21 protein-coding genes are annotated in these 15,005 nt (G+C 40.8%); 3 read left to right on the top strand and 18 right to left on the bottom strand.

The genetic code is table 11. From position 1 onward, the window contains the following. Position 1: 1 nt before the first annotated feature. From asrA to BUB56_RS02485, 4 genes are all read right to left on the bottom strand, one after another. Positions 2–1,012, bottom strand: a complete 1,011-nt coding sequence (asrA, locus tag BUB56_RS02470; RefSeq protein ID WP_110939799.1) for an anaerobic sulfite reductase subunit AsrA — start codon at positions 1,010–1,012, stop codon at positions 2–4. Between the two features lie 227 nt (positions 1,013–1,239). Continuing rightward, positions 1,240–2,010, bottom strand: coding sequence for a formate/nitrite transporter family protein (locus BUB56_RS02475; protein ID WP_110939800.1), 771 nt, complete (start codon positions 2,008–2,010; stop codon positions 1,240–1,242). Positions 2,011–2,375: 365 nt separating this feature from the next. Then, on the bottom strand, positions 2,376–2,717 hold the full coding sequence (locus BUB56_RS02480; RefSeq protein WP_110939801.1) for a hypothetical protein: 342 nt from the start codon (positions 2,715–2,717) through the stop codon (positions 2,376–2,378). A 262-nt stretch (positions 2,718–2,979) separates the two neighbouring features. Continuing rightward, complete coding sequence (locus tag BUB56_RS02485) at positions 2,980–4,122, bottom strand: stalk domain-containing protein (protein WP_110939802.1); 1,143 nt, start codon at positions 4,120–4,122, stop codon at positions 2,980–2,982. A 241-nt stretch (positions 4,123–4,363) separates the two neighbouring features. On the opposite strand from BUB56_RS02485, the gene BUB56_RS02490 reads away from it, so the two are divergent. The 3 genes from BUB56_RS02490 to BUB56_RS02500 are packed head-to-tail and all read left to right on the top strand — an operon-like array spanning position 4,364 to position 5,464. Next, positions 4,364–4,603, top strand: coding sequence for a hypothetical protein (locus BUB56_RS02490; RefSeq protein WP_110939803.1), 240 nt, complete (start codon positions 4,364–4,366; stop codon positions 4,601–4,603). An 11-nt stretch (positions 4,604–4,614) separates the two neighbouring features. Further along, positions 4,615–4,947 carry a hypothetical protein gene (locus BUB56_RS02495; RefSeq protein WP_110939804.1) on the top strand — a complete coding sequence of 111 codons (333 nt, stop codon included), beginning with the start codon at positions 4,615–4,617 and terminating at the stop codon, positions 4,945–4,947. Then, positions 4,940–5,464 carry an AP2/ERF family transcription factor gene (locus tag BUB56_RS02500; RefSeq protein WP_110939805.1) on the top strand — a complete coding sequence of 175 codons (525 nt, stop codon included), beginning with the start codon at positions 4,940–4,942 and terminating at the stop codon, positions 5,462–5,464. The genes BUB56_RS02495 and BUB56_RS02500 overlap by 8 nt, the downstream gene beginning before the upstream one ends. A gap of 107 nt (positions 5,465–5,571) precedes the next feature. On the opposite strand, the gene BUB56_RS02505 is transcribed toward BUB56_RS02500, so the two are convergent. From BUB56_RS02505 to BUB56_RS02570, 14 genes are read right to left on the bottom strand one after another with little or no spacing between them, the layout of a single operon-like run. Further along, complete coding sequence (locus BUB56_RS02505) at positions 5,572–5,880, bottom strand: phage holin family protein (protein WP_110939806.1); 309 nt, start codon at positions 5,878–5,880, stop codon at positions 5,572–5,574. Between the two features lie 19 nt (positions 5,881–5,899). Continuing rightward, positions 5,900–6,496 (bottom strand): phosphodiester glycosidase family protein, encoded by a 597-nt coding sequence (locus tag BUB56_RS02510; protein WP_110939807.1) that lies wholly within the window; start codon positions 6,494–6,496, stop codon positions 5,900–5,902. A gap of 9 nt (positions 6,497–6,505) precedes the next feature. Next, positions 6,506–6,874 carry a YcbK family protein gene (locus tag BUB56_RS02515; RefSeq protein ID WP_110939808.1) on the bottom strand — a complete coding sequence of 123 codons (369 nt, stop codon included), beginning with the start codon at positions 6,872–6,874 and terminating at the stop codon, positions 6,506–6,508. Next, positions 6,871–7,245 (bottom strand): hypothetical protein, encoded by a 375-nt coding sequence (locus tag BUB56_RS02520; protein ID WP_110939809.1) that lies wholly within the window; start codon positions 7,243–7,245, stop codon positions 6,871–6,873. The genes BUB56_RS02515 and BUB56_RS02520 overlap by 4 nt, the downstream gene beginning before the upstream one ends. Before the next feature lie 51 nt (positions 7,246–7,296). Then, a complete protein-coding gene (locus BUB56_RS02525) occupies positions 7,297–7,425 on the bottom strand; it encodes an XkdX family protein (RefSeq protein ID WP_110939810.1) in 129 nt (42 codons plus the stop codon). 1 nt (position 7,426) lies between these two features. After that, positions 7,427–7,624 (bottom strand): hypothetical protein, encoded by a 198-nt coding sequence (locus tag BUB56_RS02530; protein WP_110939811.1) that lies wholly within the window; start codon positions 7,622–7,624, stop codon positions 7,427–7,429. 16 nt (positions 7,625–7,640) lie between these two features. Then, entirely contained in the window at positions 7,641–9,086 is a 1,446-nt protein-coding gene (locus BUB56_RS02535; protein WP_110939812.1) for a hypothetical protein, read from the bottom strand. Beyond that, positions 9,086–10,027: a hypothetical protein gene (locus BUB56_RS02540; RefSeq protein WP_110939813.1), complete on the bottom strand. Its 942-nt coding sequence runs from the start codon at positions 10,025–10,027 to the stop codon at positions 9,086–9,088. Before BUB56_RS02540 ends, BUB56_RS02535 begins: the two co-directional genes overlap by 1 nt. Before the next feature lie 2 nt (positions 10,028–10,029). Beyond that, entirely contained in the window at positions 10,030–11,022 is a 993-nt protein-coding gene (locus BUB56_RS02545; protein WP_110939814.1) for a siphovirus ReqiPepy6 Gp37-like family protein, read from the bottom strand. Positions 11,023–11,026: 4 nt separating this feature from the next. After that, positions 11,027–11,878, bottom strand: coding sequence for a phage distal tail protein (locus BUB56_RS02550; protein WP_110939815.1), 852 nt, complete (start codon positions 11,876–11,878; stop codon positions 11,027–11,029). A gap of 13 nt (positions 11,879–11,891) precedes the next feature. Further along, complete coding sequence (locus BUB56_RS02555; RefSeq protein WP_110939816.1) at positions 11,892–13,892, bottom strand: phage tail tape measure protein; 2,001 nt, start codon at positions 13,890–13,892, stop codon at positions 11,892–11,894. Between the two features lie 12 nt (positions 13,893–13,904). Then, positions 13,905–14,060 carry a hypothetical protein gene (locus tag BUB56_RS02560; protein WP_190014105.1) on the bottom strand — a complete coding sequence of 52 codons (156 nt, stop codon included), beginning with the start codon at positions 14,058–14,060 and terminating at the stop codon, positions 13,905–13,907. Between the two features lie 41 nt (positions 14,061–14,101). Next, on the bottom strand, positions 14,102–14,449 hold the full coding sequence (locus tag BUB56_RS02565; protein WP_110939818.1) for a hypothetical protein: 348 nt from the start codon (positions 14,447–14,449) through the stop codon (positions 14,102–14,104). A 3-nt stretch (positions 14,450–14,452) separates the two neighbouring features. After that, a complete protein-coding gene (locus BUB56_RS02570) occupies positions 14,453–15,004 on the bottom strand; it encodes a major tail protein (protein ID WP_110939819.1) in 552 nt (183 codons plus the stop codon). Position 15,005 lies beyond the last annotated feature (1 nt).

The raw sequence follows: 15,005 nt of genomic DNA on the forward strand, positions 1-15,005 counted from the left end.
GTTATTGCTCCTCCCCTACAATTTGTGTCACTTTATTAATACAGTTGGAAAAGGATATATATTCGGGACAGGCGTCGTCACAGCGTCCGCATCCGACGCACATATGGTAGCCATTGCGTTTCTTAAAGTCATAAATCTTGTGCATAGTCTTATAACGCATACGATCCCCATAATTTTTTCTAAATCCATGTCCTCCCGCCATATCTGTAAAGCCATCCACATGGCAGCCTGCCCATACCCTGCGCCGCTCCCCATTGTTTGGATTGTCTTCGTAGGCGATATCCTGCATGGTCCAACAGCTGCAGGTCATACACACGAAATTGCACCGGCCGCAGGCTATGCATCGCTGGCTGTACTCCTTCCACATGTCCTGTTCAAATAGGCTGTTATCTATATTTTCAGTATCCGGCAGTCTTACCTCTACCTTATTTTTCTGAATAAATTCTGGTGAAAAATCCACGGTTTTTCCGAAACCTTCAAAGGCTGGACTAAGTTCCTCATCCTTAAAGTCTATTATCAGCTCCTCACCAAATCTTATGGCTGCTGAATAGCTCTCGGTCTGATTCGTCCCCATGGAAACACAGAAGCAGTTATCGAAGCCCTCTGTACACTCAATCATAAAGAATTTTACTTTCTCCCGCAGTCTTTCATAGTACACATCCTGAAGGCTTCCATTTTTTAGGAATACTTGATCCAGCCTCATCACCCCGTGGATATCACAAGGCCGTAGGAATATGATGATCTTTTTATCCTCTTCCTTAGGCTCCTGGTACTCCTCTGAAGTATAATAAAACAGGGTCTGGGTGATGGGAAACAATATTTCTTTTGGTGAAAAATGAGCCTTTTCATCGATAACCATTTCTTCTATCCGATTGATTTCCCCATAGCGTACAACATCCGTATCAGAAAATCTGCCCGTGCCCTGTAAACGGATCGGGGCATAGATTTTATATTCATTTTTTAATTCCTGCAGGACTTTGTTAAATGCTTCATAGCTTAGCTGCAATGCCATTAGTTGACCCTCCTTCTTAGTTATATCTTCATTGACAGTTGATTTTAACTTATAGATATATCCTTTAGCTAAACTGTCTTGTTTGATTCTCGTTACGCCTTACTCGTTACACCATGAAAAACCAGTAACGTGCAACGTGTATCGTGTATCGAAAAATAGAAGTTTCATTTTGGGTAATTTTTGCTGTAAATAAAGAAATCTGTTTACTAATCACATACTTCCCAGATTTACTCCTTAGAAATATACCAATACATCATTCCAATAAAGAAAATTCCTCCCACCATATTTCCCGCGGTGGATGCTGCGATATTTTTTATATAGCCTGCTATAGATACCACTGAGGGATCATGGGGCAGCATCAAGGCCATTCCCAATAGGGACATGTTGGCAATACTATGCTCAAAGCCAGCTCCTACAAATGCAAACAGACACCACCAGATCATAATCAGCTTGGCCATATCATCTTTGGCACGGTTAGAAGTCCATATTCCCAAGCAAACCAGCATATTGCAGAAGATTCCCCGGATAAACAGCTGCATAAACGGGGCATTCATTTTACCCTCTGCTACCTTTGTAATAAAGTCTGCTTGAGGTGCATTGCTGACTAATCCTGATTGTACAATCAAGTAGGCAAAGATCAGTGCTCCAATGAGATTGCCGATATAGCTGTATGCCCATACCTTCATGGTATCTGCAAGGGTTACTTTTCTAGTTAGATTACCCATGGTCATAAACAGGTTGTTTCCTGTAAAAAGCTCTGCTCCTGCAAAGATAATCAAACTTAAAGCAACACCGAAGGTTGCTCCCATGACTGCCTTTGTTGCCGGAGAATTGGCCGCCGATAGAGGCGCTCCTATAGAAAATACTAACATCACGCCAAAACCTACGTATATCCCTGCCATGATGGATGAAATCATGTATTTGGCAACACTTCTTTTCACAAAGTTTGCACGGTTTATAGCACCTTCTGCGATTTTGTTTACTGTTTCAATATACATTTGTCTCCGCCCTTTCTAATAGAACCATTGCTAATTAAAGTAATATAGATAAGTACATAAAATCTTTTGTTATAAATATATCAAAACCTTTTCTTACACTCTGTGAGAAAAATCACAAAGAACTAGAAAAAACAACGTTTTTCTGTCCAAATTTTTCCACAGCACTAAAAAGGACAGTCCCTCGACCGCCCTAGACTAATGACACAGTGATATTTACAAATAAACCCCTCCTAAGCTTCCGAACAGGGACTTTGACGAGGTCACTTTTTTCAATGATCTATTTCAGAAAAAGTGGCCTTGTCACGGAGTCGAGAGGATCTTAGGAGGGGTTTTTCACTCACCTTAGACAGTCTCTCGACTGCCCTTTAGATTTCTTTCTCATCTACAATATATTCATCTAATATTCCCATCATTGCATCCATGCATTCCCCTTCGTCCTGCTCATCCAGCGGTATATTCCATTCCCCATTATTGGCGGTACAAATCAGGGTTGCATTGGTACTACCCTTTATATTCTCAGTATGCAGCACCCATACAATATGATGATTGCCTCTGCTGTAAAATCTTTCAAACACAATAAATCCAAAACCCCTATCTTCAGCCAAAGGATAATATTCATGATGAAGCACATCCCCGTCAACCTCTCCCATCAAGGTATGCAGAACCTCGGCTGGGGGAATAGATAGGGAAAACATTCTTGCAGCCATGGTCACTTCCCCCTTTCTGTACTTTACTTTATCTATATTCACCATGGGCAAAAACATTGCAATGAATACTGTATTATTTGGTAGAATACCAAAACACAGGAGATTTAATTGCATAAGGGCGCAATATGTTGAAAATCCAAAACTTGAGTATTACTCACCCAGCACAACCATTCCATAAAAGTATAAACAAAGACATTTTATTTTGACGGATTTTTGACGTCAAAAGGGTGGAAACTGTTAAGCTTCCACCCTTCATTATTCCTTATTCAACCTCTAGTGTTAACTCTATTTTTTTATCACCTTCAATTACAACTTTATACTGTCCTGGCTTAGTTGATGGCCCTACTTTCCATGTCCAAGATACATTACCATTTGCATCCGCTTTCTTAGGTTCTAATCCCGATGCCTTGCTTGCTCCAGATGAGTAATATACAGATATAGTATATTCTTTGCCAGGAGTCCCCTGGATACTTGCAGTAGCATTTTCTCCTGCCTTCACCTTTAGCACGTTTCCGGTTTCGCTAGTTGATGGGGCTGTTGGCTGGGTTGACTGACTTGGTGCAGTAGGCTCAGTAGCCTTTTCTTCATAAGCCCATAGGCCCTTATTTCCGTCTCTAGCAACTGTCTGTAGAGCTTTGAAATCCTCCACATACTTCACATTTGGTGGAAAAGTGGCTACCTTTGCATAACCTTCTTCCAGGAGCGTCTTATTATACATCTTTCCATTGATCCATACATAGGCCAAAAGTCTGCCGTACTTATCCCGCTCTTGCACGTCGAATTCTAGCTCTATTTCCTTACCTTCCAGTAAGCCCTTTGTAAATATTGAAGCAATTTCGCCAAATTCGTTATTTTTCGCTGCATCCGGATGGACAGATTCCGGAGTATCTACACCGATGAGTCTTACCTTTTCTTTTGCTCCATTGTACTCAATCTCTAGCGTATCTCCATCAACAACTCTAAGGACCTTATATGTAGTAGCAGCTGCACCGCTCTTGATCACAACAGTCTTTGTGGCTGCATCCCAATCTACCTTTGCACCTAGAGCCTCGGCAATGAATCTGGCCGGAACTAGAGTCCTACTATTAATAATCGTTCCCGGTACATCAAGGTCTTTTTTCGCCCCATTAATTGTAGCTGTTTTGTTGCCAATTGTAAGTACTATAGTCGTGCTTCCTTTTGTACCAGTTACGGTCTTTGTCGGATTGTCCCAGTCTAAGGTTGCCCCAAGTGCTTCAAATATTGCTCTTAAAGGTACCAGAGTTCTCCCTTGAACCACCGCTGGCGGAACATCAAATTGCAGTTGCTTTCCATCTACAGTAACCTTTGTTTCATCAGTCGCTGCGAAAGCCGGAAAACTAAAAAGCATAGCAGTAATGATTAAAAATGCTATAATCCTTCTCATAAAATCCCCCCAAAATTATTATATTTACTATTTTGCCATACTTTTACAAATTCCTTTTCTTATCGCTCGACAAATTGCGCCATTTGTAAAACGAATTAATGTATGAAAAATAATTTCAATTTTTCTAAAATATTTTGATTTTGTGTGTTGACAATCAAATTTGAATTTGGTATACTTAAATCAAGATAAAGGTATTAAAGCTGCGGTTGCGATAAGACAACGAGCTAAAGGAGAAATGAAAATGAAACAATTATTAGAGACAGCGGTAAATAAGTTAATGGCACCTTATACACCAGAGCAAGTGCAAATGATGCAAACAGAAGTAAATCAAATTATATCTGACATACTTGCCAAAGCAGAAACAATTAGACCAGCGTGCACAAGCGACAAGGCAGCTTTGCAAATGGCAGTAGTTGACGGATTATACGCAACAGATGACCGCAAAAGAGCAATGGCTATGATGATTATAAAAAATATATAGGAGGTAATATCATGAAAAGAACAACTTACAAAGGCTACATCATTGATACTGACAACCTTGGCAGACAGTATGTGTATAACACCGATAGTCCTTACAGCGAAGATAGTGACAAAATAGTTATTGGTGTAGGCCACAAACTCTCAGCAATCAAAGCCGCTATCGATAAGGCTATAGATTTGGGGTATTGGGCAGTGGTCGATACCCATTCCTGGGGTGGCTCCAGGGAAGGAGCTGGAAGGCCAGCAACAGGAAGAAAAAGACGACAAATTTATGTGACAGATGAGGAGTACGAGCAGATTAAAGATTTGATTGATCAGATGAGAGACGGAGAGAAAAATGAGTAACGATTTAACTGGCCAAAGATTTGGCAGGCTCACTGTACTAAAAAAAGTAGGTATCAAAGGTAAAAACTCTAATTACCTATGCGTTTGTGATTGCGGCAACGAGTTAGAGGTAATTAGACCATCACTGGTAGATGGATCTACGATGAGTTGCGGATGTTTAAAAGCAGATTTAGATAAAAATATTGGGCCAAAACTTAAAGAGTTAGCAGGATTTGTAGAGGGGACTTGTGTATCAGTTTTAAAAAGCGGTTTGAGCAAAGTAAATAAAAGCGGTGTTAAAGGTGTATGTTGGGACAAGACACGTAAAAAATGGGTAGCTCAAATAACCTTTAAGCAAAAGCATTACAATCTTGGGAGATACTCAGATATCGAGCAAGCAAAAAAAGTTAGGAAAATCGCTGAAGAAAAGCTATTTGGAGAATTTTTGGAATGGTACGAAAAAGAATATAAAAGTAAAGTTGATAATGCAAATAACCCGCCTGATGATGACTTGGAGGGCACAGGTCGAAACCAATGATCCAGAATGCTCCGGGGAAGTCGCGGGATACCCGTCGCCACAGGGGATAATATGGCGCCCCTTTTATATAGATTGTACTTTGACAACTAAATAAAAAAAACAGGAGCCTAAGCCCCTGCATTCTCATCCTTGCCATCATCTGGTATCGTTTTTTGATGCTGCTTAATTAACTGATTGGTGTAGACAGCTGCCCCAGTAACAAGGACACCCTGCACCACGGCCTGTACGATTTCCTCAGGTGTAGATCTCGGGGTAACTCCCATCATAGCCAGTGCACCAGCCACTCCAAAAATAAGCAATATAGCTGGTATCCAGTTATCTTTGATTTGATCCCACTCCTTAAGGATCGTTCCCAACACGTAAAGCGCTGGAATTAAAATAAGCGCTTGATCAAAAATAAATGTACTAAAATCCATAAAACACTCTCCTCTCAATTTACCATGTAATAACCGAGTATAACCGTCTTGTGGTTGATTTGATCAGTTTACCCCCTACTTTAAGTACCGTAGACCCCCCAGCATCCAGGGTGATACCTTTTGTACAACCTAGATTTTTAAGTGTCTGCTGTCCCCTTGCAGCATTAGACTGTGGCCTAACTGCAATGATGATTTTTTTCTTCTCAGGATTCCACCCAATGACCGGTCTATCTGTTATCCTGCCGATGTCGGCAAAGGCTCCGGTAAACCCTTCTTCTTTCATCATGATTTTAGGAAGGATGCTGCAGCCAGATACCGCAAACCATACGTCTTTTTCCTTTCGGATATCTTCGATTGATTTCACATCGACACTACCATCTTTGTAGACGATTAATGTCCCCTTAGGCCCTCTAGGTGCGTCTGGTCTGATGATTTTTCCTTCGCTGACCAGGATGCCTACGGGTCCAAGTTTCCCATCTGGATATTGATACTGGTACCCGCTGGTCACAAAATTAGCCAGGTTGATTTGATTCCCTGGCTTATCCTGGATAGATATTTTTAGGCATAGCGGATCTACTTCTACTACATCAGTCAAACTGACTTTATAGTGTTTCACATCATCACCTCATTTCTTTGTGCGGTAATCCCACTCTGTTGGAGTTGCCCTCACGTCTACATGAGTAAAGGTGTCGTAAATCCCGACACCTCTAAAACCTACTTGCTTGGCTAATTTTGCAACCTGTACAGGTGTAACTCCGGTGACTCTGATATCAGCCGCTTTTCCCTCCATGTGTTGGCTCTTTGGGGCACCCCCAATCTTAGCATTATACTCAGGTGTTCGATAACCAGAATTTACTATGATCGGTTTACCTACCAACACCCTAAGCTTTTGCAGCTTGTCTATCAGTTCCTCATCCAGCTTTACAAGGTTACTTCCATCCCTGCATTCAAATTCATGTAATGAAAAGTTCTCGCTGATTTTTATTTTATTCATGATGTTCCCTCCTCTTTTTTGGTATTTCCTAAACAGGCATAAGTCCTGTCATCGATCCGCACTACCTTTTTCCGGATATCATTTGCAGTATCATTGATTTGATTAAGCATTCTCAATGTCTCTGCCTGATCACTGTCATTTTTAGATGTATTCAATATTAGGGCTTTCGTAAATTCCTGCAGACTGGCTCCTACACCCTCCAGCTTATCGGCTATCGTGGTAAATACTGATTTCATCTGCATCCCGAATATGATTAGAGCTACAACCGTAATGATCAAAACAAAAAGCATAGCACCTCCAACTATGCCTAAACTTAGGTATCCCTCTGATATAGCCCTTACAGTTTCAGGATTTACTGGTATATCCTGCATTGCATCACACTCCCGTCCAAATAAAATAACACCCTTTCAGGTGCCTTTGCATTAACTACTCATTATTAATGCTTTTTCTTCCTCAGTGATCCAACTGATCTGTACACACCTGGTCAGATAAGCTTCATCTACCCAGCCATATTCATAATACTTCTTTATCGTAGGAAATCTTGGACTCATCTTACATTCCTCCCATCATTTCAAGTTTTAACTGAATCTCTGCCACTGCCCCGCCTATTGTATCTATTTTCTGGTTGACCAATTCTATTGCCATTTGCTGCTCTGCATTTACCTGGCCTATTAAATTCACTTTACCTTGCAGCTCTTTGATCTGTTTATCTTGTTCCTCAAGAATCTTCATCACTTCTTTAGCAAACATTTAGTCGCCTCCTTTCTTATGGTGTTAATTGCTCTAGAATTTTATTTAGCGCTTTTGCCGCTTGAGACTTCCCAACATAAGCCAGTACGCCATAGTGAAACTTTGGACTTTCAACACTGCCTGAAGTTCTTTTTAGCTCATGTAAAATATAGAGGCTGTCTTTATCTCTAGGGCTTAAACTTGATAAATCAATTTCGCCATTAGCCATTTCAGCTATAACAGTCTGTGTGTGGAAAATACAAGCTAAGTCTGAATTACTGATTGTAGACCATGAAGCTCCTCCGTAATATCTGAATCCAGTATAACTTGTAGCTGTGATGTACCCAAAATTTACTATGTGCGATGAAGTCATCGAAGCCCCGATATCGGTCAGATAGAACACTACAAAGTATTCTTGGTTAGCTTCTAGCTTAGCATTCAGTAAGAATGTTAAAAGCTTATAGCCAGACCCTAGGCCGTTCATGTTAAAGCTGGCCGTTGTCCCTATTGGAACACCGTCTGGGATGTTGTTCCCGTCACTCTTTTGTACTTCGACATTTAGTACATAGTCCGCGTTAGATGGCCCATTCAATACTACGTCTATTTTTTCTAGTAATTTAGCCTCCGTAAAAGAGAATCTTTTAGCAATCCTTCCAGTAGTGTCGTATATGCCAGCTGATGTTTGCCCCACTACTCTATCTTGAACAATAGGTGGGATTTTATCTTTTACAGCTAGCAGTGATTTGATTTCCGTATTCGAAGGGGTAGATACTTGCTTTTTATAGTCTATAAACTTCTGTACCTTCTCAACTTCAAATTTCTCCATAAAAGAGCCTTTTAGCACTTTGCCCGTCCTGTCTACAAATTCTATTTTTATCCTGTGAAAAGCCGTTTGCTGATACCACACGTCGTCTGTCCCTATTCTATTAAGTCTTATGGAATTTGATATTGTTGTTGTAGTGGTATAAATCCTCACACAATTTGAAGAATCCCCAGTCCCGGTAGTCATATAAAATCTTACGTCGACTATATCCGTTGGGTCATATTCTATAATCTGTGCTGAAAAGTCAAACGTTTTAAAGCCTGCTGTCGACCCTACTGTCGCAACCGCCTTACCTATCGATTTGTTCTTGGTCACGTTAAAAATCTCACATGTTACTGATGTACTTGGTGGGGTTCCAGTAGCTGTGTCAAAATACTGCTCTACTTTTCTTATCCCATTTTTTTTATCAAAGGTGGATAAGAGTCTTTGTATCAGTACTACAGAGCCGTATAGTTGTTGTCCAACACCGTTGGTAGTCACGTCGTGTGCGAACGCCGTGACGGTGTAACCAGGAATCGAAGGGCCTAGAATTACGTCACCATTGTCGTCAATTTTGCACTTATCTGTCAGAATCATTTGCAGCTTATCGCTGTAATACTCTTCGTATCCTATCTTACTGTCTATGTGGTCCTTTAATATTTTCACTTCTGGCCAGCCCATTATACGATCACCTCGCTTATAGTCCCGTCTGGGTTGAATACGGTTGTCTTGGTTACGGTCACATTTTCCTCAGCGTGGTACAGCGTCTCTGTGATGCTGCCGTTGGCATTGAATACTGTTACCTTGGACGCCACCAGAGCGCCACCTACTGTGCTGGATATTGTCTCTGTAATACTGCCGTCAGGATTGAACACGGTACCCCTTGTTTGGCCTGCTCTGTACCTCCAGTTGTCAAAGTCAAAATATACCGCATCGAATATTTGCGCCTTGGTATTTGTAAACCAAGTCTCCCACTCTAACCCTGTAGATGCAAACCAATTCTGCCACTGTTGGATTGTTCCTGTGATCCATTCTTCCTTAAACTCAGCTATGTCCGCCTGAGCATCGGCTAGGGCTTGCATATAGGAATTAAAAATTGTCGTTGTATCTATCTGTACTACTAAACCTGCTACAATTCCGCACTTTGAAGCATTCAGCCTCGTATCAGTGATATCGGTATCCAGGATCACCTGTGTTCCTGATCTGACCAATATCTCTGCCAGCTGCAGTTCATAGGTATCGGATGTTCTTACCAGCGCAGGAGCTAAGGGGTTAGCACTGGCCACACCTGTTTTATACTTCACAAGGATCTCCCTATTCACCAGATCAAGCTGAACCACGATGATATCTTTACGGTTATAACTTCCATTGGCTGTATTGATTGCTATCTCAAAGTCCTCTGTATTTACATAAGTGTAGCCGTTAATAAATGCAGCTCCTTTTTTCACTGTCAGTACCATATTGTTATTCAGCGTTTGCACCTGAAGGTTGCTGCTTGGATTAGGGTACACTCCATTGCCTACAAACTGTCGAAAATATCTAGCAAAGTCCTCAGCAAAAAACACCCTATCCGGTATACCTTCTATCTCAACTGCATCAAAGGGGAAGCTCTTTTCGGCCATATTTACCACCTACCTTTCAATCTTTCAATCATTGTTGGGATTCTATCGCCAAAGACTACCTCAACATCAAGTTTGTCTGTATAATATTCCGTAATTTCAAGGATTGGCTTTTCAACAATAAACCCTAGAGTCTTATCAATAAAGCTTACAGTATCCCCAAGATCCCAATCTTCTCTATAGATAAATTGCTCAGTCAGTGCTATTTGACAATCCGCAGAAGTCACTTCAGCTCTTCTATATAGTTCTTCTCTGGCAAAGCTTATGTCGTTGCCGGTTATAATAGATTCTTTCCGGTTTATGCCTGAGCCTGATCCGACTGCAGTAAGAGTTCCTTCATTGTTCAGATACACCACGTTCTTGGAGTCACTGGTTCTTTTGTAGACTTCTGAATCCAAGATGTTCCCAAATTCTTCACTGAAAAATACATCTTCTGTCTTGTCTTGCCCTTGATAGATTTCAAATATATATTGTTGATTTTCTATATCATAATTAACCATAAAACCTAAATTTCCGTTGGCGGCCATTTCCGTTAATGCCTCTAAGACAGTCATATTTTTCAACTCGTATTGCGTAGTTGGAATCTGACTATATCCTTTAAGACTAGCATTAACAAAATTGCTGATCCTTCGATTTGGATCTGCTGCAGTGATAAAATTATTTTGAACCAGACTATACATCTGCACTTCATAGGTCTGAGCAGTATTTACAGTGACTAGTGAGACAGCCCTTCTATCAAGTAGGCTGTTCAAATGCCTTCCAGAGATTTCAAGCTTCAGCTTATTTTCCATGTTCTTATACTTTGAAAAATCCTCAATGATATAACAATCATTATGCAGCAATATACAATTTCCGATTTCTAAGGTGTCCATGGAATCCAGGTTATTAAGAACCAATTCAAAATCTCCTGCCCCGCGATATTTCCTAACACCTCTAAAACTTTCAAATTCATATAACATATCCACCAGTTCAAAATCCTTAAAAACCTCTAGTCTCATCAAATCACCTGCCTAAATATAAAGGAGCATAATACACGACTACATCAAGATTTATTGCATTTACCTCAGCATGGTATCCTATAAGGTTTTTTCCTACTTCTAAATTGAAAAAACTCGAATTTAAGCGATCCAAGTTTCTAAAGGCTTTTACCCCATTAATATATACCATTTTCTTAAAAGGCTGGTTCACAACCTCTACTATATCGCCTTTTTCCATATCCACCAGGATTTTTATTTTCTCACCTGTGAGCTTGTTCTCAATCTCAGGGTTACTTACGATACCTTTGGCCTTAAAAACCACCCTAAAACCGCTCTCTACGTCTCCAATATTCTCGATTTCTGTCTCCAGAATAGACTGTCTAAGCCCAAACATGATACCCGTACCTTGGGGAATAACCAATGGAAAAGTAAGCTTGCCACTCAGCAGCGCTAAATATTCCGTTTTCTCAACCGCTCTCCAGAAAGGATTATGGGCTATCAGCTCAATGGTAAAACTGGACACCCCTTTGGATCTATTGAATTCAATAACAGATTCTACCCTTACATCTATTACCTTCTCATCTTCAATACTTCTATAAATCAGCTTCCCAGAAAGCTTGGGATTAAACACCGTTCTTAATCTCCGCTCTAACATGTCGATGTTTCTGCCAATCTTTATCATACCTGAGATAGTGAGCTGCCGACCTGATAATGTAGAAGAGTTATATGCATAACCATCCTTTCCAACAGCTTTCATATCAACGATTTCATTCTCAACCTCTTCTTTTAGGTCCTTTAGAAAATAGACTGAGAAGAATGACAACTCAATCTCTTGCTTCAGTTCATTTACAAATATCAATCTATCTGTACTTTTCAAGTTGCCACCTCCTCTATACCTGTGGTATTAATTTTCTTAGGTTTCTTACGCTTTCTTTCTGCATAGCTCTTTCACTCTTAACAGGAGCGTAAATATTCTGTGTCACCTTGATTTCCTGGCTGTTAGTTATCCTATTGTCACTATATACCTCTTGTGTGGTACTTCTAAGCGATTCTCCTACTGCACCCTTTACATCTTCCATCGCTTCTTCAAAGCCAACACCAACGCCTAAAGCCATATTTTTGCCTATGACTTCAGCAAATACTTTTGATGGAGAACTGATGCCCAATACTCCTTTGGCCTTATCCAGTATGCCGCCGAAAAAGCCCCCTATTTTATCAAAAAGCCAATCTTTCATGGCTAGGATACCCTCCCAGATGCCAGTTACTATGTTCTTTCCTATTTCAAGCCATCCGGTAACCCAGATCTTAGCAGCATTAAAGATGTCATTTAAAAACCCTTTAAAATCACCCTTGAACAGCTTTCCAAAGGCACTAAAAGCTTTTGATATGGCTTCCCATGCAAATCCAAAATACTCTTTGATAAAATCCAAAGTAGCTACTAAGAAATTCTTTAATCCTTCCCATAGCTCTATTACCTTATTTCTAAAATCCTCGTTTGTGTTCCAAAGGTATATGAATATGGCAATCAAAGCTGCCACTGCAGCAATAACTATTCCGATTGGCCCTGTAAGGGTAGTAAGCGCACCCTGTAACACACCTACACTACCAGCCGTAGTCCCTGCTGTTACCCCTGCAGCTGCTGTGGTCGTTCCAAATATAGACATAGCCGGGGTTAAAAGTGTTACTACTTTCATCACAGCACTAATCCCTGTAGCCATTTGGCCAATAATGATGAGCGCTGGAGCTATTGCAGCTACCAATCCGGCTATAGTGATAATCCATTTTAATGTAGTTTGGTCTAGGCCGCGCATCCATTCCAGTACTTTTTTTGCCCCTTCTACCAGTGATTGCAAAGCTGGAAGCAACGCCTGACCAATTTGCACACCCATCTGCATAAAGGTTGCCCCAGCAGTGGCCTTTAGGCTATCTATCTCATCATTAAAGGCATTGGCAGCATCTAATGCATCTTGAGATAGTATTAAACCGGCTGCTTCTGCTTCTGCCCCCATCTTCTTAAGCGCATCAGCACCGCCTAGAATTAAAGGGTTAAGATCCTGAGCTGACTTCCCAAAGATTTGCATTGCAATAGCGTCACGTTCAGTTTCATTCTGCAGCCTTCCAAGGGCTTCTATGGTATCATAAAATACTTCTTCATTATTTCTAAGATCGCCATTTACATCGGTAATCGAAACGCCTAGTATGTTAAAAGCACCCTGCATCTTATCAGATCCGCTGTATGCGCTATACATATTCCTGGTCAGTTTCGATAAACTTCCTGTCATAGTTTCAAGGGGTACGTCGATCAAATCTGTGGCCAACTGAAATTTTTGTATGGTATCTGTGGCAAGACCAGTCTGTTTAGACAGAGTATTGATATCATCTGCTGCTTTTCCAGCCTTAACAGCCATGGCAATCATCCCTGCCCCAACAGCTCCAGCTGCAGCACTAACCGGGGTTACTTTCTTGCCTAATTCCTCTGCCTTGGAGCCAAAATTGCCAATCTTCTCAGCTGCGTCTTTCCATTTATCATTTAGGCTATTTAGATTACCTTCAAGTTTTTTAAGTTCTTCCTGAGCCTTGATAACTTCTCTTTGTATTGCACGATATTGCTCTTCCCCTACTTTTCCCTGTTCAAATTGTTCTTTGACTTGTTTTTCTGCCTCTTTTAGGGTATCAAGCTTTTCTTTTGTATTTCCAACGGCCTCAGCTAAGAGCTTTTGCTTCTGAGCAAGGAGTTCTGTGTTTTTCGGGTCCAACTTCAACAGCCGATCCACTTCTCTGAGTTCGCTTTGCAAATCTCTGGACTTTGAATTTACACCCTTCAAGCTGTCCTGGAGTTTTTGTGTATTGCCCCCGATTTCTATAGTAATACCTTTTATGTTTCCTGCCATGGTCTCACCTCCTTAAAAGCTGTCAAAGTCAGCCTGTGTTGCTTCCCTTTCTATATCCTCTTCATCTACATTACAGTTGTTATAAGTAACGATATAGCCAATAATCATTCCTACGGTTAGTTCTTCGAAATCACGTAAAGAGAGTCCCCGTTCCAAAGCTCTAACCATCAATAATTCTGTGGTAAGCTCAAAGGAGGAGGACTCACTTTTCACTTTTTTTTAAAGGGTGCTGTTGAGGTTAAACAACTAAAAATCATGTCAGAGATCTCCGGAATGATATCCATTAGCGGGAATTCTGAGAAAGAATCCAGCCATTCCACAGGTGGCGGGAGCTGCGGATCTGCAGTTTTCGCCAAAACCCATACAAGATTGTAGAATAGCTCCAGGTCAAAAGCATCAATATCTGTTAGCGTATTATTCTCCTTGTCGATAGCAGCTGCTAGCCTAAAAATATCCTTAATGGCATCTCTATTAAATTGAACTTTGTACTTCAATAAAAATGCACCTGTAGACTTAAATTTCACCTGTCTGCCGTCAATCGTTAATATTCTTTCCATAGATTACGCCTCCGTGTAGGTGTAGACTGCATTAAACCAGTTTGTATATTGAGCAGTACCAGCTTCAGCTTTTGCTTTTACATATCCGGTATCAAGAGCCGGGGATGCAGTCATAGCCATGGTTTCTGTCTTCACTTCAATATTCTGTCCTTTGGTTGTGCCTTCTACGCTAGGTCTACCCACATTTACGTTATATAGGACATGTCTTGTAGCTTTCACATCCCCAGAAAATTCAAACAGCAATGCTATGTTCTTCGCTATAGCCTGGGAGTCTTCAAAGAGTACCCCGTTTGAATCTTCCTTCCAGCCAAGCACATCTTTCTTAAACTGATCTGGGACTAACGACAATTCAAGACTTCCCTCATATCCCTGATTGGAATTTGCAACAAAATATGCTACATCGTCGGCGAAAAACTCTGTCTTTTCGCCCTTCGGGTTGGCCACTAAATTAACCCCACCTGGAAGCCTTACGGGGGTCCCATAGGTTATAGCACCAGCATTTTCTGTTATAATCGCATAATGTACATTTTTAAGCCCATATTTAACTTTATTCATC

Source organism: Geosporobacter subterraneus DSM 17957, assembly GCF_900142145.1.
Lineage (GTDB): Bacteria > Bacillota > Clostridia > Peptostreptococcales > Thermotaleaceae > Geosporobacter > Geosporobacter subterraneus.

Coding starts and splice junctions, on each gene's coding strand:
- BUB56_RS02490 (WP_110939803.1), top strand. CDS start 4,364: ATGAAACAATTATTAGAGACAGCGGTAAATAAGTTAATGGCACCTTAT.
- BUB56_RS02480 (WP_110939801.1), bottom strand. CDS start 2,717: ATGGCTGCAAGAATGTTTTCCCTATCTATTCCCCCAGCCGAGGTTCTG.
- BUB56_RS02570 (WP_110939819.1), bottom strand. CDS start 15,004: ATGAATAAAGTTAAATATGGGCTTAAAAATGTACATTATGCGATTATA.
- BUB56_RS02540 (WP_110939813.1), bottom strand. CDS start 10,027: ATGGCCGAAAAGAGCTTCCCCTTTGATGCAGTTGAGATAGAAGGTATA.
- BUB56_RS02555 (WP_110939816.1), bottom strand. CDS start 13,892: ATGGCAGGAAACATAAAAGGTATTACTATAGAAATCGGGGGCAATACA.
- BUB56_RS02495 (WP_110939804.1), top strand. CDS start 4,615: ATGAAAAGAACAACTTACAAAGGCTACATCATTGATACTGACAACCTT.
- BUB56_RS02565 (WP_110939818.1), bottom strand. CDS start 14,449: ATGGAAAGAATATTAACGATTGACGGCAGACAGGTGAAATTTAAGTCT.
- BUB56_RS02530 (WP_110939811.1), bottom strand. CDS start 7,624: ATGTTTGCTAAAGAAGTGATGAAGATTCTTGAGGAACAAGATAAACAG.
- BUB56_RS02525 (WP_110939810.1), bottom strand. CDS start 7,425: ATGAGTCCAAGATTTCCTACGATAAAGAAGTATTATGAATATGGCTGG.
- BUB56_RS02500 (WP_110939805.1), top strand. CDS start 4,940: ATGAGTAACGATTTAACTGGCCAAAGATTTGGCAGGCTCACTGTACTA.
- BUB56_RS02485 (WP_110939802.1), bottom strand. CDS start 4,122: ATGAGAAGGATTATAGCATTTTTAATCATTACTGCTATGCTTTTTAGT.
- BUB56_RS02545 (WP_110939814.1), bottom strand. CDS start 11,022: ATGAGACTAGAGGTTTTTAAGGATTTTGAACTGGTGGATATGTTATAT.
- BUB56_RS02515 (WP_110939808.1), bottom strand. CDS start 6,874: ATGAATAAAATAAAAATCAGCGAGAACTTTTCATTACATGAATTTGAA.
- BUB56_RS02475 (WP_110939800.1), bottom strand. CDS start 2,010: ATGTATATTGAAACAGTAAACAAAATCGCAGAAGGTGCTATAAACCGT.
- asrA (WP_110939799.1), bottom strand. CDS start 1,012: ATGGCATTGCAGCTAAGCTATGAAGCATTTAACAAAGTCCTGCAGGAA.
- BUB56_RS02505 (WP_110939806.1), bottom strand. CDS start 5,880: ATGGATTTTAGTACATTTATTTTTGATCAAGCGCTTATTTTAATTCCA.
- BUB56_RS02560 (WP_190014105.1), bottom strand. CDS start 14,060: ATGGTTAGAGCTTTGGAACGGGGACTCTCTTTACGTGATTTCGAAGAA.
- BUB56_RS02520 (WP_110939809.1), bottom strand. CDS start 7,245: ATGCAGGATATACCAGTAAATCCTGAAACTGTAAGGGCTATATCAGAG.
- BUB56_RS02535 (WP_110939812.1), bottom strand. CDS start 9,086: ATGGGCTGGCCAGAAGTGAAAATATTAAAGGACCACATAGACAGTAAG.